This is a genomic window from Pseudomonas sp. 20P_3.2_Bac5 (assembly GCF_025466035.1).
Classification (GTDB): Bacteria; Pseudomonadota; Gammaproteobacteria; order Pseudomonadales; family Pseudomonadaceae; genus Aquipseudomonas.
The window spans coordinates 54,127-71,712 of record NZ_JANLOA010000057.1 but is presented as its reverse complement, the minus strand read 5'-3'; the positions used below and the strand labels follow the sequence as shown (position 1 = coordinate 71,712).

Below are 17,586 nucleotides of genomic sequence, written 5' to 3'. Positions count from 1 at the left end.
TCAGAAAGTGAGCGTCACCTTGATCGGCAGGTGGTCGCTGATCCCGCCTTTTTTGATGATGCGGATCTTGTGGAACACCGTGCCGCTGCGGAACACGTTCGCCGCGATCGGTGTGGGTTTGGTGGCGACCAGTGGGGCGACCAGGTCGATCACGCCGGGCAAGTTCGCCGCGGTATGGCCTTTGACCAGAATGTTGTCGTAGGCGTGTTCGCGGTAGTTGTTCCAGACCGCGGCGCCCGATTTGAGGCTGGAGCGCGTCCGATCGGAAACCAGGGTCAAGCCCAGGTTGCCCAGCGTGGTGCGGTCGTCATTGTGCCCCGTCAGGTCACAGTCCGGCACGGGAGGCGACGGCACAGCGCACAGGTTCAGGTCGCCCAGGTACACGACCCTGGGTTTGCCGGTGACGCTGGCGTGTGCGCCCACTGCCGCCACGCCCAGGTTGGCCTTGCGGTTTTGGTCGGCGCCGTAGCTTGGGCTCGGGGCGTGCTGTGCGATCAGTTCGAAATCGGTATTGGTTGCCACGTCGCGGAAGGTGACATGGAACGGGCAACTTTCCCGTACACCCAGAATTTCCCAGTTGGGGATGATGGTCTTCGTCGAGTTCGTCAGCAATGTCCCCGCCTGGAACGTGACGACCGGCGTGCGGTGGAACACCAGCACGGTTTCGCCTCCGCCTTTCTTTTTGCAGTAGATAATCTGCGGCGCCACCATTGCCCAGTCCGCGCCGCCATTGGCCCGGGCGTTGAGTATCGCGAGAATCTGCGTGCCGCCGCTGGGGCCGCCCCCGGTAGCGGCGGTGCCGACTTTACCTTTCTTCGTTGTCGGCTCGATGATCACGAAAATGTCGCACTCGGCGGCCCCGGCGGGCGGGTGAACCACATCCATCATCCGGTTGGTGCTGTCGGTCCTGCTCATGACCCCGGACGTGCCGGCCGCGAAATTGAAGATGTTCCAACTGATGATGCGGATCGCCATTAGCCTTGCTCCGCGGGAATCGGATTGAGTGCCGGGTTGTAGAAGGTGAAGTCGAGGTTCTCGTCGTTGCTGGCCTGGATCGACCAGCGTCCGGTGGTCAGTTCCAGGCGCAGGGCGAACTGGGTAATCGGCGGCTGCGGGTCGCTTGGCAGGTTGATCTCCATGGCGTGGATCAGTGCGGGGATATCGGCGTCATCCAGGGGGCGCAAGTTGACAATGGCGGTTTGCTCGCTTTCCTCCCTGTAGCCTTCGCAGGCGACACCGCAGACCGTCGCCTGCAGGTGCGACTCATGGATGATGCCGCCCGAGCCACCGTTGAATGGCTGGCCCAGCACTACCCGGAACAGCGATCGGCCAAAGGAAAAATGCTCATTCGTCACCGTGGCTGTCGGTGTGCCGCGAAACAGCAGTGCGACATCCGTCATGCCGAAGGTGGTCAGGGCAATGCCGAATTGCAGGTGCAGCAACTGGGCGTCGGTGAGGGCGTTGTACAGGCCGGACGAAATCGCGCCCTTGCGCCAGGTTTCGCCACCCAGCCAGGTATCCAGATGGGCCAGCTCTCCCAGCGGCGGAAACTCGTTTTCGCAGTTCAGGAAGAAGTCATCTTCCTCACCCGCCAGCGACGCGTTGGTGTCCGGGTCGTCGTCATCGACCTCGGAAGGCTCGAACCCGTCTTCCAGGTAGAGGTTCCAGCGCAGTACCCAGTCGTCGCGGCCGAGGTCCGTGTAGTAGCGGCGGCCATCCAGGCCAACGCCGACGAGGTAGCAGGTGCTGTGCGTGGCGCCCTCCAGCGTTTGCGTGATCATGTTGAGCACGCAGTGGGACAGGCGGACGTTGGTGAACTCGAGATCGAAGGGCGTGGAGCGCCACTGGCAACCGTCGGACTGTTCGCAGATCAGTACCAGCGGCATGTGGCTGCGGACCGCCTGCTGTAAGTTGGGGCCGAACTGGAAGGCCTGGTAGTAATGCGCGCCCTGCAGAATCGGCATCGCTGTTTCGCTGCCTTCAATGGCGATGGCCGACTCGGCGTACATCGGTGTCGAGTCGAAGCGCAGGCTGGCCAGGCCACTGTCCACGGTTTGCGCCTTTTGTTCCGGGCACAGTGGGTAGAGCGCGGGATGGCCGGAGATGTCCTGGATGTTGACGATACACACCGCCTGCGGAGTCCAATCGTTCCCGCTGCGCTGGAACCAGGCCGCCGCCTGAAAGGGCGATTGGTCGTCAAGCACGCCTTCGACGAACATCGTGTTGTCCGAGGTCGATGCCAGCTCTTCGGTATACGTCGCCGACGCCTTCGCGCCACGGGATTTCACCTTGGCCATGATCCGCTTGAGGACTTTGATCTTGTACTGGAGCAGCTTCTCTTCGCGGGCCTTGTCGCGATAGCGCACGCCCAGGCGCGCGCTGTCCCACTTGTGCTTGAGCTTGTTCTTCCTCAGGGTGCGTTGTGAGCCGGTGTATTTGCTTTCCCCGCTGTGCGCCCATCGAACGTCGCTGGTCTTGACCTTCCACGCGCCGGTGTTTCGCCAGATCAAGGATGACCGTTCAAGGTCGCCCAGATGATCGCGGTCCCCTGTTCCACGGGCACCCCAGATACGCTGGTAGTAAACGCCGGCAATTTCGATGAGCTCCTTTCCCATTACGGCCTCGGCTGCGGCTGGGGTTTGGGCAGAGCGGCGGGCACGGCCTTATTCATACTCGGTCAGCCAATGTGGCTTGCGGGCGAAACCGACGTGATAGACCAGCGCCTGCAGCGCTTCCTGGCGGCCCGCCACCTCGACCGACGCCAGGGTTTTCTCGAGTCCGATGATCCGTCCCTTGGGGGTGTTGTTCAGGCAGCGGTTGAGCAGGTCTGTCTGGTCATCGATAGCGGCCTGCGAGAGTGGATTGGTCGGATCCGTGTTGCCGATCACGATACGTTTGACGTAGCCAACGTCACTCAGATCGAACATCTCGTTTCTCCTTGAGGGGATGTTTGTGGCATCCCGCCATCATTCACATTTTGCGGGGTGGAGGGAAGGGGGGAGGGTGTTTCGCGCAGACTCAAAATCGTGCGGCGCTCAAGGGGGGGGCGCGAGCAAGCTCGCTCCTACAGGAGGCCGAAAGGCGCCCACAGCCTCGCCGCATCGAACGGATAAGTCCGCAAAGCCAAAGATCATCGTCCCCAGGACCCCGTGAAAAACCAAAAAAAAAGGCCGCCGGGGGAATCCCCCCGGCGGCCTTTCTGTTTACCGCGTTACGACTTACTTGTTGTAAGTCATCACGCCGTCTTCACCTTCGACAAAGCCACGGAACGGGCTGACCTGCGAAGCGTTCAACAGACCCGCGTCGAAGAGTTTCTCCGGACCGGTCTGCTGAACCATCGCCGGCTGCAGCAGCGCTTCCATGAAGCGACGGCTTTCGGCCAGGCTGCCACCGATCACGCGGTTGCCCAGGTCGACCTGCGACGAGTCGTTGACGTCGCCCATCAGTTCCTGGATCAGCGCGTTGGTGCCGTTGTCCGCCTTGAGCGACACCGACCAGGCACGGACGTTGGCGACGCCCGGCATGTTGTCCAGTACCTGCGGCGCGACGAACACCACGCGACCACCACCGACATCGTTGGAGGTCTGGATCGACGCAACGCTGATGCTGCGACCGCCGGTGTAGCTGACGGTGCCGTTGCCGGTGCTGGTGGTGGAGGTCGGCGCCATGACGACGTTGCCGCTGCCGTTGACGCTGACGTTGCCGCGACCACTGGTGGTGATGTTGGCGTTCTGGTTGATGTTGCCGCCGTTGAGGGTGATGTTGCCGCCGCCGGTGTGCGAAACACCGCCGTTGACGTTCAGGTCGCCCGCGCTGGTCAGCACGATGTCGCCCTGGGACGCGGTCAGCGCCGTCAGGTTCAGCGCCGAGGTCGAGGTGCTGTTCAGCGCCGCACCACCGTTGCCGCCGTTGGACGCCAGGTTACGCACGTTGACGTCGAAGGCATTGCCGGCCTGGCCGACGCCATTGGCGGCGTTCAGGTTGACGCTCTGCGCGTTGACGTTGCTCACCGTGTTGTTGTTGACGTCACGGATGGCGCCGGCGTTGGCGTTCAGGGTGACGGCGTGGCCAGTGGCATTGATCACGTCGACGTTGAGGTTGCCGGTCGCGCTGTTGACGGCAACGTCGCCATTGGCGCTGTTGACGGTCAGGCGATCCAGGCCATCCGCTTCGTTGATGGCGATGTTGCCGCTGTTGCTGACCTGGGCGTTGATGCTGGTTGCCTTGGTCTGCAGGGCACCGTTGGCGCCGATGCCGTCGGTGGCGCTCAGGTTCAGGGCGTTGCCCTGGACGCGGGTGGTGCTGTTGCCATCGTCGACCAGTTGGCCGTTTTCGGCGGTCAGCGCTACCGAGCCGGTGCCGCTGACGTTGCCCACCACGGCGTTGCCATCGGCGACCACGACCTGCACGTTACCGTTGCCGGTGCTGACGTTCTCCAGGGTTGCCGCCTGCGACTGAGCCAGGTTCACGTCGCCGCGGGTGGTGCTGGCGTCGAGGGTGTTGCCGGTCAGTTTCAGGGCGCCTTGCGAGCCGTTGCCCAGGCCGTTGGCCGCGTCGAGTTCGATGCGGTCGCCGGTGATGCCGGTGGCTTGGGCCACGCGAGCCAGCATGCGAGCGAAGAAGCTCGGCTGCTGGGTCACGATGGCGCCGCCGGTGGAGGTCAGGCTGACATTCTGGCTGCCGGCGTTCACGGTGTTCACGCCGATGTCGCCGCCAGCGGTCACGCGGATGTTGCCGTCCGCAGTGTTCAGGCGGGTGAGGGTGATGGCGTCGTCTTCGGTCAGGGCGATATTGCCGCTGCCGTTGACCCATACCGTCGCGCTGTCGACAGCGGTGTGCAGGTTGACGCCGGTTTCAGCGTCGACGTTCAGGTCGCCGCCTTTGACCAGGCCACCGCTGAGGGTTTCGACCTTGCCGCTGGAGGTCAGCGCGATGCTGTCGCCCTGCAGTTGCTTGATGGCGATGTCGCCCGCGTTGACCGACACCTGGCCGTTGGCGGCCGCGACGTTGTCGAGGGTGATGGCGTTGGCTTCATCGACCACGATCGAGCCGCTATCGGCCTTGGCCACCAGGGTGTCGATGTCGGTGCGCAGGGCATCGTTGCTGCCGATGTTGCCCGACGCGGTCGCGGTCAGTTGCTTGGCGGTGACGTTACGCGCCGCGTTGCCCTGGACCTGGATGTCGCCGGCCTTGGCGGTGAGCGTGGCGTTGCCGTCGGCGGTGCGGATCTGGTCGATCAGCAGGTTGCCGCCCGCGGTGTAGGCCACGTTGCCCTGGCTGTTGACGTTGGTCAGCGCGCCGACGCTCATGGTCAGGTCGCCTTTGGCGTCCACCGAGACGTTGCCGTTGTTGACCCCGAGGGTGCCGTTCTGCACCAGGTTGCCCTGGGCGGTCACGCTCACGTTGCCGCTATCGACGCCGATTTCCTGCACGGTGGCGTTGCCTGCCGCGCTGTAGTCGACATTGCCGGTCGTGGTGGTGGTGCTGGCGACGGAGGTCATCAGCAGGTCACGGCCGGCTTTGGCGCCGACATTGCCTTGGGTGGCGTTGACCAGTGCGTTCTGGGTCAGGTCGCGACCTGCAGTCAGGTTCACATTGCCGTTGAAGGTGCTGGTCACGTCGTTGAGGGTGACATCGTTACCCGCGAAGGTCGTGACGTCGCCGGCATCGGTGTGCACCAGCGCATTCTGGGTCAGGTTCTGGCCCGCGCTCAGCGCGATGTTGCCTTGAGCGGTGCTGGTTTCGCCGTTGAGGGTGACGTCGCGACCCGCGGAGGTCGTGATGTTGCCCGCGCCGGTTTGCACCAGAGCGTTCTGGGTCAGATTGCCGGTGGCCGCCAGGTCGATGTTGCCGTTGCCGGTGGTCACCTGCTGCAGGTTGGCGTTGCCGCCAGCGCTGTAGTTGATGTTGCCGGTGCCGACGACGGTGGTGTCGGTCTGGGTGGTCAGGTCGCCATCGGCGTGCGCGGTGATGTTGCCCGCGCCGGTTTGCACCAGAGCGTTCTGGGTCAGGTTGCCGGTGGCTTTCAGGTCGACGTTGCCGTTGCCGGTGGTCACCTGCTGCAGGTTGGCGTTGCCGCCAGCGCTGTAGTTGATGTTGCCGGCGCCGACGACGGTGGTGTCGGTCTGGGTGGTCAGGTCGCCACCGGCGTGCGCGGTGATGTTGCCTGCAGCGGTCAGCACCTGTTGATGCTGAGTCAGGTCACCGCCTGCGTTCAGTTTGATGTTGCCGCCGTTGGTGCCCACGTGCTGCAGGCTGATGTTGCCGCCAGCGCTGAGGTCGATGTTGCCTGCGAACATTGCGCCTGTCAGGCCCAGGGTGGTCAGGTCGCGGCCGGCGTGAGCGGTGATGTTGCCCGTGCCGGTCAGCAACTGGCCGTTCTGTACCAGGTTGCCCTGTTGCGCGCTCACATTGACGTCGCCAGCGTAGGCACCCACGTCTTGCAGCGAGGCATTGACGCCTGCGGCGACGGTGACGTTGCCGGAAACCGACGAAACGGTATGGGTATTCGCGCCCATCGTGATGTCGCCGTCGGCGGTCACCGCAATGTTGCCGACATTGGTCTTGGTGTGCGCGTTTTGTTGAATGTTGCCGCCAGCCTTCACCGCAATGTTGCCGGTATCAGCCAGGATCTGCTCGTCCTGCTGGACGTTGCCGCCAGCGCGTACCGAAATATCGCCGTTCTCGGTTTCGATCTGGGCGTTCTGCTGGACGTCACCGCCCGCGCTCAGACGTACCGCGCCAGAGGTAGTGGCCGTCACGGAATTGTTGACGGTCAGGTTGCCGGCGGTGCCGACTTCGATAGCGCCGTCGGTGCTGTTCAGGCCGGAGAGCGTGCCGAGGCCCAGGTTCTGGGCGAGGGTGCCGATGACCAGGTCACCGTCCAGATCGTTGAGCTTGAGGCTGCCCGTTGTGGTTGTGCCGGCGAGGTTGCCGACCTTGACGTTCAGCGCGTTGGCCGCGCCGATACCGTTCTCTGCACGCAGGGTCAGGTTGGCGGCATCGATGTTGCTGGTGCCGTCGGTCTTGGTGTTGGTGATCTGGTTGCCTGCGACCAGGGTCACGGTGTCGCTGGTGGTGCCGGTGCTTAGGGTGCCGACGTTCAGCGAACCACCGGTGGTGACGGTGACGTTGCCGTGGTCGGTTTCCAGGGTGCCGATGGTCAGGTCATCGACGTCGGCCAGGTTGACCTCGCCAGCGGCGGTGACGTTGACGGTGTTGACCTTGGTGTCCAGCGCGCGGTTGGCGTTGCCGCCGGTGGCACCGACGCTGCCTGCCGCGTTGATGTTCAGGGTGTCGGCGACGATCAGGGTGCTGTTGTCCTGGTCATCGTCCACCGCGCCATCGGCGCGCAGGTTGATGGTGCCGGTGCCGGCGTCCAGGCTGCGGACCAGCACTGCGCCACCGGCCGTCAGGTCGATGTTGCCGCTGGCGGTTTGCAGGCGGTTCGCGGTCACGGCGTTGGCTTCACGCAGGGTGATGTTGCCCGCGTGGGTGACTTCGGCGTTGAGGGTGTCGACGTCGGTGTCCAGGTCGATGGCGCCGGTAGCCGTGGCTACCAGGGTGCCGCCCTGGACGTTGCGCTCGACGGTGTTGCCGTCAATGATCGAGCCGTTGGTGCTGGTCAGGCTCACGGTGTGGCTGTGAGTGCTGTCTTTTACCAGTTGGTCGATTTTCAGCGAGCCGTCGGTGGTGACGCTGATGTCGCCCGCGCCGGTGATGCCTTTGACCGCGCCTTGGGTGCCGATGGTCAGCAGGGCGCCGCCGTTGGCGTTGACGATGGCCACGCCGCCGTTGCCGGCGTCGGCCGCCACGCGGTCGGTCCTGGTGTTGACGGCCTGGTTGGCGCCGATGCCGTTGCCGGCGACCATTTTCAGGTCTGGCGTTGCCAGCGTGCCGCCCTGGCCGAGGATGGCCTGGCCAGCCTTGAGGCTGATGGAGGTGTCGCTGTTGACGCTGCCGACCACACCAATGTTGTTGTTGGCTTCGGCGACGATCTTCTGGCCAGCGGCGACGGTGATGTCACCCAGGCCCAGGCTGCCCGCGGAGTCCAGGTACAGGCTGGAGTCGATGACGCCGCCGTTGTTGATGTCCAGGCGGTTGGCGGTGATGCCCAGCGGCTTGTCGGCGGAGCTGTCGATCTGCTGGTTTAGGTTGTACGCGGCCACGGCTTGCTTGCGCACTTGCAAGGAGGCGTCGCGGGCGGTGTTGGCCTTGAACACTGCGAGGTCGGCGGTGGCCTTGGAGGTGGCGGTGGTGTCGCGGATGGCGGTGGTGGTCGCCAGGTTGGTCGCGGCGGTGTAGACCGCGGCGTTGGCCACGTCCAGGGTGTTGTTCAACTCGACCAGCAGGTCTTGTTGCGGGGCCAGGCTGTAGCGCTCGTAGCTGTCCAGCGCCAGGGTGGCGGCGGACAACACCAGGTCGACCACGGCGAAGGCCGCGTCGGCACCGGCGTCACCGGAGAACGGAATGGCCTGGGCGGCGCCGGCGATGACCGCGGCGGCGTTGCGGACCACGCTGGCGGCGTTGAGTGCGGTGTTCAGGCCGTCGGCGACCTTGGACATGCTGTCGACTTTGTTCGACTGCGCAGTCGCGGAGATATCCGCCAGACGCTGGGTCAGCTCGGCCAGGCTGTTCTGCACGGTGGCAGAGGTGACCAGGGCCTCGTAGTCCTTGAGCTGCTGGATCAGGATGTTCAGTTGCAGCAGCTTGGCGGCCGCTTCGGCATCGCGCGCCGAGTATTCGGCGATGGCGGTGTCGCGGGTCAGCTCGGCGGTGTACTTGCTCGGGGTGCTGGCGGTCAGGCTGACGTTGTTGCCGCGAATGTTCTGTGCGGTGCCGTTACCGTCGAGGATCACGCCGCCGGCCGAAGCGACGGTGACGTTACCGGTGGTGCCGGCATCGAGCATGCCGATGGTGATGTTCGACTGCGCTTGCAGGGTGATGTTGCCGCCGTCGGTCTTCAGGTTGCCGGCGATGATCACGCCGTCATAACCCGGCACCTGCGAGCTGGCCTTGTTCATCGCGGTCAGGGTGATGCTGCCGCCACCTGGCAGGTAGATGGTGTCGGTCTGGTTGAGGAAGACGATGTTGCCCGAGGTCGCGGTCAGGGTCAGCGAGCCGCCATCCATGGTGATGGTGCCGCCGCTGTTGTCCAGCACGGTGATCGCGGTGGCGACGATGGTGATCGCGCTCGCGCCCTTGCCGGTCAGCGAGCTGCTGTTCACGGCCACGGCACCGGCGTTGGTGGCGGTCACGCCACCGCTGCCGCCGGCGGCGGAGAGGAAGCTGACATCCAGGTCCAGTTGGCCCTGTTTGCCGATGCCGCCGGGTGCGCTCATGTCCAGTTCGCGGGCGACGACGTTGGCTTTGGTCTTGTTGCTGCGGCCATCTTCGATGGTGCCGCCGGCGCTCAGCTTGACGTTGTTGCCGCCGGCGTCGACGTTGCCCAGCTTGATGCTGCCGTCCGCGGCGATCTGGATGTCGCTGCCGGTGCCGCCGCTGGTGGCCTGCACCAGGGACAGCAGGTTGCCGTTGCTCTGGCGGGCGTAGATACCGCCGTTGGCGGCGTCGATCACCAGTTCGTCGACCTGGATTTCAATGGCGTCGCCCGAGGTGCCGAACGATTTCACCGCCGCGGTCAGGCCGCTGGTGATGAAGTTGGCGGCCGAGCCGTTGCCGTCGGTGACGTTGCCGGAGACCTTGAAGTCGACGGTGCCGCCGGCCTTGACCTGGCCGACGACCACGTCACCGGAGTTCTGGAAGGCGATCTTGCCTTGGGTGGCGAGGACGTCCAGCAGGCTGATGGCGCCGATGTTGGCGTAGTTGATGTCGCCGCCGGTGGCGGTCAGGTTGACCGCGCCACCCGCCACTTGGCTCGATAGCGCTTTGCTGCTGGTGCCGATGGAGGCGGCGGTGACGTTCAGCGAGCCGGCGGAGATCGGCGTGCCGACGGCGTCGGCGGCGGTGGTGACAGCGCCACCGGCGGTCAGCTCGACGGCTTTCTTGGCGACGATCGAGTTGACCGCCAGGTTGCCGCTCTGGCCGACGGTGACGGCACCGTTGGTGGAGTTGGCCTTGGCGGTCACGGTCAGGTCGGCGGAGGTGTTGGCGACGTTGGCGATGCCGTTGCGGCTGGTCAGGTTCAGCGTGCTGGCCTGGGTCTGCAGGGCAGTACCGACGGCGCCGACGTTACCCGAGGCGTCGATGACCACGTCTTTGCCGACGATGCTGCCGCTGCCCTGGGTGATGTCACCGGCGGCGGTCAGCGAGACGCTCTTGTCGGCGCCGGCGTCGATGCCGTTCAGCTTGAAGCCGCTGGCGGTGTTGGAGAACGACAGGTCCAGCGCCTGGGTGCGGTTCAGGGTCAGGCTGTTGAGGTTGCGGCTGTAGACCAGCGAACCACCGGTGAAGGCGACGTTGGTGTCACCGTTCGGCGTGGTCACCGACAGGCTGTTCAGCGCCTTGCCGTTGGACAGGTACACGCCGGACTGGGCCGCGGTGGTGGTGGCGGTGATCTTGTCGACGCTGGTGCTCAGCGCCTTGTTGGCGGCACCGATAGCGGATTTGCTCGATGCGGTCAGCTCAGCCGCGGTGACGTTGGTGCCGGAACCGGTGGCCGTGATGCCGCCGTTGCCCGCGGTGAGGTCGACCTTGCCGCCGGTGGCGGTGATGCTGCCGACGGTGATGTTGCCCTGGGTCGCGTTGAGCACGACGTTGTTGTCGGTGCCGGCGGCGGTGAGGGTGCCGATGGTCAGGCCCTGGCTTTCGCTCAAGTACACGCCACCGTTGCCGGCGGCGGCGTTGACGGTGTTGCTCTGGGTGCTCAGGGCCTGGGAGGCGTCGCCGACTTCGGTGCCGGCGTTGAGGTTGACGGTGCGACCGACCAGCGAGGTGCCCGCCTGGGCGGCCAGGATGCTGCCGGTGTCGGAGGTCACGGTCAGGCTGTTGGTGGCCGAAACGGTGCCGGTGAGGACCACGCCTTCAGTGGCCTGCACCTTGACGTTCTTGCTGCCGGTGTTGCCGTTGCTCAGGGTGATCGAACCGCTGTTGTCGATGGCGCCGGAAACCGCGGGCTGGCCATTGATGGTGATCTGCTCGCGAGCGACGACGTCGCCGAGAATCACGGCGCCCTGGTTCTTGACGTTGATGCCGCCGTTCTGGGTCGAGGCGGAGAGCACGCCGACCTTGGTGTTGACCGCATCGCTGTCGGTGCCCACGGCGCCGTCGGCGACGAACTTGGCCGAGTAGCCGGAAACGTTGGTTTTGCTGGTGTCGGCCGAGGTGATGCTGCCGTTCTGGGCGGTGATCACCACGCTGCCGCCTTCGGTCGCGGTGCCGGCGTTGACTTCGCCCAGTGCCACGCCGCCGTTGACGTCGGTGACCAGCACGTGGCCGTTGGCGGCATTGGCGTTGAGCACGTCGGCGTCGACGCGCAGGGCCGCGCCTTCGGCACCGATGGAAGCACCGGCGCCGGTGACCGAGAGGTTCAGGGTGTTGGCGCGGGTGGCGCTGTTGTCGGCGGTGGTGATGGTGTTGGTCGCGGCCAGGGTCGCGGTGGTGGCCGCGGCGACGCCGACACCCTTGACGGTGCCCGCCTGGACGATATCGCCCGCGTTGATGGTCAGGTCGGTGGCTTCGATGATGCCGCCGTTGTTGACCACCGAGCTCATCAGGCCGCTGGCGGAGTTGCCCTGCAGCAGGACGGTATCGCCCTTGACGGTACCGCTGTTGTTGACACCGGTCAGGTCGTTGCCGGTAGCGGCGGCCAGGGTGTCGGCGGACACGCTGAAGTTGATCAGGTTGCTGCCTTGCAGGTTGACGGTGAAGCGGTCACCGGCAGCCATGGTCACGCGGCCGACGTTGGCGATCACGTAGCCGGAGTTGTCGACCTTCGGCGCCACCAGGTAGACGAAGCCACCGCTGCCGGTGGTGATCTGGCCCTGGTTGGCGATGCTGGCCAGGTCTTTGCCGGCGACCTGGGTGAAGTTCAGTTGGCCACCGTTGAGGAAGCTCTGGTCGGTGACGTCGAAGGTGGTCGCCAGCAGGCCGGCCACGTCGACCTGGGAACCGGCGCCGAAAACGATGCCGTTGGGGTTGATCAGGAAGATGTTGCCGTTGGCCTGGAGGGCGCCCTGGATCTGCGAGACCTGGCTGCCCAGCACCCGGTTCAGGGTGATCGAGTCGTTGCCGGCGTTCTGTGCGAAACGCACCAGCTCGCCAGCGTCGATGCTGAAGTCGGTCCAGTTGATGATGCCTTTCTGCAACGCCTGGGTGATGACCAGTTCGTTGTTGTTCATGGTGCCGATGGAGATGCCACCGGACACGGCCACGCCGCCTGTGGGTGCTGCGAATGCAACCGAACTGCTGGCGCCGATCACGGAAACCGAGACCGCCTTGATGAATGTCTTCGTGCCTTTTTTCTTGCGGGACATGAGTACTTACCTGTGCGAATTGGGTGTGGTTTCCGTGGCTCAGAAGCGATAGCGGGCCTGGGCGTAGACGTAGGTGCTGTCCTCGGTTTTCTCACTGAGGGGCACACCGATGTCTACGCGCAGGTCGACGCTGTCGATCGGACGGGCCAGCAGGCCGATGGCGGCGCCGGTCAGGTCCTGATGATCGTCCTGGCCAACCAGGGTTTCCTTCAGCCAGACCTGACCGTGGTCGATACGCGCGGTGGCCTGGTAGCGGTCGTTGTCCTTGAACAACGAGTAGCGACCTTCCAGGCTGGCGGTGAAACCGTGGTCACCCGACCAGGTCGACGGCGCGTGGCCGACCACCGAGTTGAAGCCGCCGACACCCCACTGCTCGCTGGACACCAGCGAATCGAGGGAGTACTGGCCGGCGATGCGCGGGATCACCAGGAAACGCGGGGTGATCTGTTGCAGGCGAGCGATGTCGAAGGTGAACTTGGTGAACGTGTTGTCCGCCTTGGCGGCGGCGCGGCTGGACATGATCGACTCGTCGTCCATGCCACCCAACGCTTCGCCCAGGCCGTAGTGCAGGCCGGCGGTGGCGAGGGTGCGGCCGTACAGGTCGGAGTTGTCCAGGTTCAGGCTGAAGCGCAGTTTGCGGATCTTGTCTTCGGCGGTACGCACGCCCAGGATGCTTTGCTCCAGGTCTTGCGATTCCAGCCAGGCCTCGGCGGTGATGATGCTGCGCGCCGAGCGCACGAAGTCTTGCGAAACGCCCAGGCCCCAGCTCTGGTTGTCACCTTCGATTTCCAGCACGCGGTAGGTGTTGCCGACGTCGACGTTACCTTTCGAGAAGTAAGCGCGGGCCTTGGTGCCTTGGGCGTTGAGCGGCAGGCTGTAGTCGACGTAGCCGTACCACAAGTCGCCGTCGCCGATGGAGGTCAGCGCCATGACGTTGGCTTCGTCGCCGTGGCCGCTCAGGTTGGCGAACTTCAGGCTCGGGATCACGCGGGTTTCACCGGTGTCCTTGCTGCCGTAGTTGTTGACTTCCACGGCGCCCTGGACGCGCGCTGCCTCGGTGACATCGACCACCAGGTCGGTGGAACCGGTTTCCACGCCTGGCTGCAGGGTCGAACTGACCTCGATGCCGGACAGGCGATTGAGGTGAGTCAGCGAGCGCTCGACCTGTTCCAGGGTGAACGGCTTGCCGGCGACCACGCCGCCCGCGGTCAGGGCGTCAAGCACCTGCTCGTTGGAGAAACGTTTGGCACCCGTGACTTGCACGTTACCCAACCAGCCTTCGAGAACCACCAGCTTGAGGGCGTTCTGGTTGGCGAAGTCCTGGGCGGGCACCACCACCTTGACCAGGCGGTAGCCGGAGGCCTGGTAGTAGGCCTCGACCTTGGCGGCCAGGGCTTTCATTTCGACCAGGCTCATCGGGCGGCCGATATCGCCGGCGATCTGCGCGCTGAGCTGCTCGGTGGTGAAGGTGCGGTTACCGCTGAATTCCACGGCCTTGACCATCACCTGGGCTTGCGAAGCCTGGGATTGCGGGACCTGGGATTGCGGGACCTGGGTGGCGGATTCGTTGGCCAATGCTGCGTTGGCGGTCATCACGGCAAAACCGAGGGCGCACAGCAGCGCCTTCGCCGGTACGTGGGAATAGAGCATGGGAACCTTGCTGTCAGTGATTGGCGAGGAGGTTTTTAGAGGCAGGTCATTCGATCGTCGGGATACATCCAGCATCTTTGTTTCTCTAGCGATTGAGCACACTCGAGCCGGCGTCCTGACGGAGCCGAACATCCTTGGTAAACCGTTGGCATTTTTCAGGCGCAAGGGCGCCCGGGCCGAAAAAAGATCAGCCAAAAAAGTTTTACGCAGGCACAGACAAGCGGCCTCGGTTGAGGCGCATGCGCAGGCGTGTAATTAGTTTGATTCTCGAAAAAATAGAACAGCATTCAGCGGCGTGATACCGCGTTGCACCGTCGCGCAGGTGAACTGCGTCGACACCCCATCGCGCCTGTTCTTTGTCAGGCTCCAAGATGGATGTTTTTCTAGGTTTTCTTGATATCTGCCCCTTTGCTCGAAGGAGCGCTCCCCTATTTCTGCTGGGCTTGAACAGCCCCCCCCGGTCTGCGTGGCGCGTTTTAAAAAACGGATTCTTTAATGGTGAAAACCATCGTCCGTTTGATTTTATGCTCCCCCCCGCATTCCGTCGCAGCGATGACCCATAGCAGGGTCAGAGGTAGTACGACCGCATTAATAGCGCTGTTGCGACCGGCGGTCAATGGCAATGTGACATCATTTTTTTTGACGCGGATTAATTGACGTCAGGAAGTGTAAGTATTGTAAGTGCGCTAATGGCGAAGCGAGGGGCAGGTTGTCCCTTGATCGCCTGCAGGGCAGGTGGGGCGGGGCGAGCGCGCGATTTGTTAACGCGCTAACTATTTGTAAAGCGGTAACTTTTTGCTGCGCGTGGCGCGGCTGCGGAATGGCTCGGGTGAACTCGAAAAGTTTGCGCGAATGTCTTTTGTTTGCAAGAAATAGTTGGTAAGGCCGGCCGGGTTGGTAGTCGCGTGATTTTTAAATAAGGATTTATTAGTTGGGCTAGTAGTTTGGTAAGTTGATTTTAGTTTGGGGGAAGTTGTTGGGCTTGCGTTCAGATGGTTATTTGGGTTTAGGAGCGTTGTTTGTTGTTTTATTGTTGGGGTTGTTGTGTTGCTATTTTTTCTGGATTCTTGGCGGTGCATGAAAGGCGAATTTTAGTTGTTGTTTGTTTTTTTGCAGTTAGGTTGTGGGTGGGGAAGTTGCAAGGTCGTATTCAACGTGCACGCATCGGAAGTGCGGGCGGTATTAAGTGGCGTTTGATGATTTTTATAGTCGTAAAGGTGTCTCGCCCCCGAAAACATGGAGCAATCCCGGGGTGAGAGAGCGACGAAGGCATGCGTAGTGGAATGGAGTAAAAGTGTCCGCTGTTCAACGGGAAAGTGGGCGATGGCCTGTTCGTGAAAAATGAAAAATCGACGGCATTTATCAGCTCTGATTGCGCCCGTTCTGACGTTGGAACTGGGTCCGTGAAACGGTTCAAATGAGGTGCTTGGCATCTGAACGAGTGGCTGAATATTTCCACTTATGTTTGAGCCAAAACGCGTCCGGGCATTGTTTTTATTGCCCGTGAAACCATCAGGAAAAATGTGACGCAGTAGACATTTTATGGAGGTGTCAGGCGAATACGGTATACAGCGTAATTCAAGGCCTGAGCCATTACACAGGACGCGTGGAAATACATTCCGTATGTCTTATCCCGCCGCCGAACGACGCCTTTTTACCCGGTACATATCGCTGTCCGCATGGCTGAGCAGGGTATCGGCATCCTCGCCGTCAGCGGGATAGCAGGCCACACCGATGCTGCAGGACGGCATGGAAAGCCCGTCGAAGTCGTCACCCAGCGGTTCGGCCATGACCGCGAGAATCTGCGCCACCTTTTCGGCAACGGCTTCTTCCGACGGGATATCGCTCAGCAGCACGGTGAACTCATCACCGCCCATCCTCGCCACCGTGTCCGTCTCGCGCACGCAGCGTTCCAGGCGCCGGGCAATGGCGCACAGCACGCGATCACCGGCGGCATGCCCGTGGACATCGTTGATCAGCTTGAAGTCATTGATATCCAGAAACAGCAAGGCCGCCGTGCTGTTGTGACGCTGCGCCGTGCGCAGGGCCGATTCCAGGCGGTCATTGAACACCGAGCGGTTGGTCAGTTTGGTCAGCGGGTCGTGATGGGCGAGAAACCGCAGCTCATCCTCGGCCCGGGTCAGGGCCGTGACGTTGCGCGCGACACCGATCCGCGCCTCCACCTCGTCGGACCAGAAGGCCGCCCAGAGAATATTCACCACACCGCCGTCCTTGCGGATATAGCGGTTGCGGAAATCGAAGTGAGGTTGCCCGTTCATCACCCGGATGATCGAAGCCCGCGTGGCCGGCAGGTCGTCGGGGTGCATGTACTGGGTGATCAGGGTGCCGGTCAGTTCGTCGGCGCGGTAGCCCAACAGTGCCTCGCAGGCGTCGCTGACAAAGACGATCCGGTTGTCCCGGTCGACCACGAAGACCGTGTCCAGCATCAGGTGGATCAGTTTGGGGTAGAGCGCTTTCAGGTCAACGGGCATGGTTCATGGCGTCCGATTGATACAACTTGATCATGGCCCGGCCGTGCAATCAGGCCCCGAGCGTTGTTGCAGACGTCCATGAAGTGGCGAGTGTCGCCTATCGGCTGGCCATTTGGAATGGGTTGGCCAGCGTCGCCGGTTGCAACCCGCGCGCCGATCGCCGCTAAACCAGCACCGACCATTTGAAATACCCGGCATTGCCCGACAGAATTGCCCCCGATCCGGCCAAGCGCGCCGGACGCTTGTGGTGAAAAAGGGGCGGTAGTGAACGAACAGACATTGTCCAAGCGCCTGGAGCGCGTGGCGGCGCAGGTGCCAGCCGGGGCGCGGCTGGCCGATATCGGCTCGGACCACGCCTATCTGCCGGTCGCGTTGATGCGCCGTGGCGCCATTGCGGCGGCGGTGGCGGGCGAGGTCGCGTTGACGCCGTTTCGTGCGGCCGAGCGCACGGTTCGCGAGAACGACCTGCAACACGGCATCACCGTGCGCCTGGCCAACGGCCTGGCGGCGATCGAGGCGGGGGACGGGATCACGGCGGTCAGCCTGTGCGGCATGGGCGGCGAGACGATTCGCGACATCCTCGCCAGCGGCAAGGCCCACCTGAGCGGCGAGGAACGCTTGGTCCTGCAGCCCAACGGCGGCGAGCAGCCGCTACGGCAATGGCTGATGGACAACGACTACCGCATCCTCAGCGAAGAAGTGCTGCGGGAAAATCGCTTCGACTACGAAATCATCGTCGCCGAGCGCAGCGGGCCGGTGCTGTACAGCCCCGAGGAACTGTACTTCGGGCCGTTGCAGATGCAGGCGCGCAGCCCGGCGTTCCTGGCCAAGTGGCAGCGGTTGTTGCGGTTGAAGCAGCGCACGCTGGTCAACTTCGCCCAGGCCCGGCAGGCCGTGCCGGAAGAGAAAGTGCGGGATTTGGCCCGGCAGGTTCAGTGGATCACTGACCTGCTGGGCTGAGGGTCAAGCATCCAGCGCCATTGCTCGTGGGTGCATGTTGGACGATTTAG

Annotated in this window: 7 protein-coding genes; 1 reads left to right on the top strand and 6 read right to left on the bottom strand. The window is 63.5% G+C overall.

Features of this window, described 5'->3' with window-relative positions:
• The 6 genes from NTD88_RS09445 to NTD88_RS09420 form a co-directional block, all read right to left on the bottom strand.
• A complete protein-coding gene (locus NTD88_RS09445; RefSeq protein WP_095156705.1) occupies positions 1-975 on the bottom strand; it encodes an endonuclease/exonuclease/phosphatase family protein in 975 nt (324 codons plus the stop codon).
• Complete coding sequence (locus tag NTD88_RS09440; RefSeq protein WP_262154700.1) at positions 975-2,615, bottom strand: hypothetical protein; 1,641 nt, start codon at positions 2,613-2,615, stop codon at positions 975-977. The genes NTD88_RS09445 and NTD88_RS09440 overlap by 1 nt, the downstream gene beginning before the upstream one ends.
• Positions 2,616-2,663: 48 nt before the next feature.
• Complete coding sequence (locus NTD88_RS09435; RefSeq protein ID WP_262154699.1) at positions 2,664-2,927, bottom strand: hypothetical protein; 264 nt, start codon at positions 2,925-2,927, stop codon at positions 2,664-2,666.
• 291 nt (positions 2,928-3,218) lie between these two features.
• Positions 3,219-12,434 carry a filamentous hemagglutinin N-terminal domain-containing protein gene (locus tag NTD88_RS09430; RefSeq protein ID WP_262154698.1) on the bottom strand — a complete coding sequence of 3,072 codons (9,216 nt, stop codon included), beginning with the start codon at positions 12,432-12,434 and terminating at the stop codon, positions 3,219-3,221.
• 39 nt (positions 12,435-12,473) lie between these two features.
• The gene (locus tag NTD88_RS09425; protein ID WP_262154697.1) at positions 12,474-14,084 is read right to left on the bottom strand and encodes a ShlB/FhaC/HecB family hemolysin secretion/activation protein; all 1,611 of its coding nucleotides are present in this window, start codon (positions 14,082-14,084) and stop codon (positions 12,474-12,476) included.
• Positions 14,085-15,712: 1,628 nt separating this feature from the next.
• Positions 15,713-16,576: a GGDEF domain-containing protein gene (locus NTD88_RS09420; RefSeq protein ID WP_095156710.1), complete on the bottom strand. Its 864-nt coding sequence runs from the start codon at positions 16,574-16,576 to the stop codon at positions 15,713-15,715.
• A gap of 264 nt (positions 16,577-16,840) precedes the next feature.
• Between NTD88_RS09420 and NTD88_RS09415 the strand changes: the two genes are divergently transcribed.
• Positions 16,841-17,536: a tRNA (adenine(22)-N(1))-methyltransferase gene (locus tag NTD88_RS09415; protein WP_305885284.1), complete on the top strand. Its 696-nt coding sequence runs from the start codon at positions 16,841-16,843 to the stop codon at positions 17,534-17,536.
• The last annotated feature ends 50 nt before the right edge of the window (positions 17,537-17,586 follow it).

Coding starts and splice junctions, on each gene's coding strand:
- NTD88_RS09435 (WP_262154699.1), bottom strand. CDS start 2,927: ATGTTCGATCTGAGTGACGTTGGCTACGTCAAACGTATCGTGATCGGC.
- NTD88_RS09420 (WP_095156710.1), bottom strand. CDS start 16,576: ATGCCCGTTGACCTGAAAGCGCTCTACCCCAAACTGATCCACCTGATG.
- NTD88_RS09440 (WP_262154700.1), bottom strand. CDS start 2,615: ATGGGAAAGGAGCTCATCGAAATTGCCGGCGTTTACTACCAGCGTATC.
- NTD88_RS09425 (WP_262154697.1), bottom strand. CDS start 14,084: ATGCTCTATTCCCACGTACCGGCGAAGGCGCTGCTGTGCGCCCTCGGT.
- NTD88_RS09430 (WP_262154698.1), bottom strand. CDS start 12,434: ATGTCCCGCAAGAAAAAAGGCACGAAGACATTCATCAAGGCGGTCTCG.
- NTD88_RS09445 (WP_095156705.1), bottom strand. CDS start 975: ATGGCGATCCGCATCATCAGTTGGAACATCTTCAATTTCGCGGCCGGC.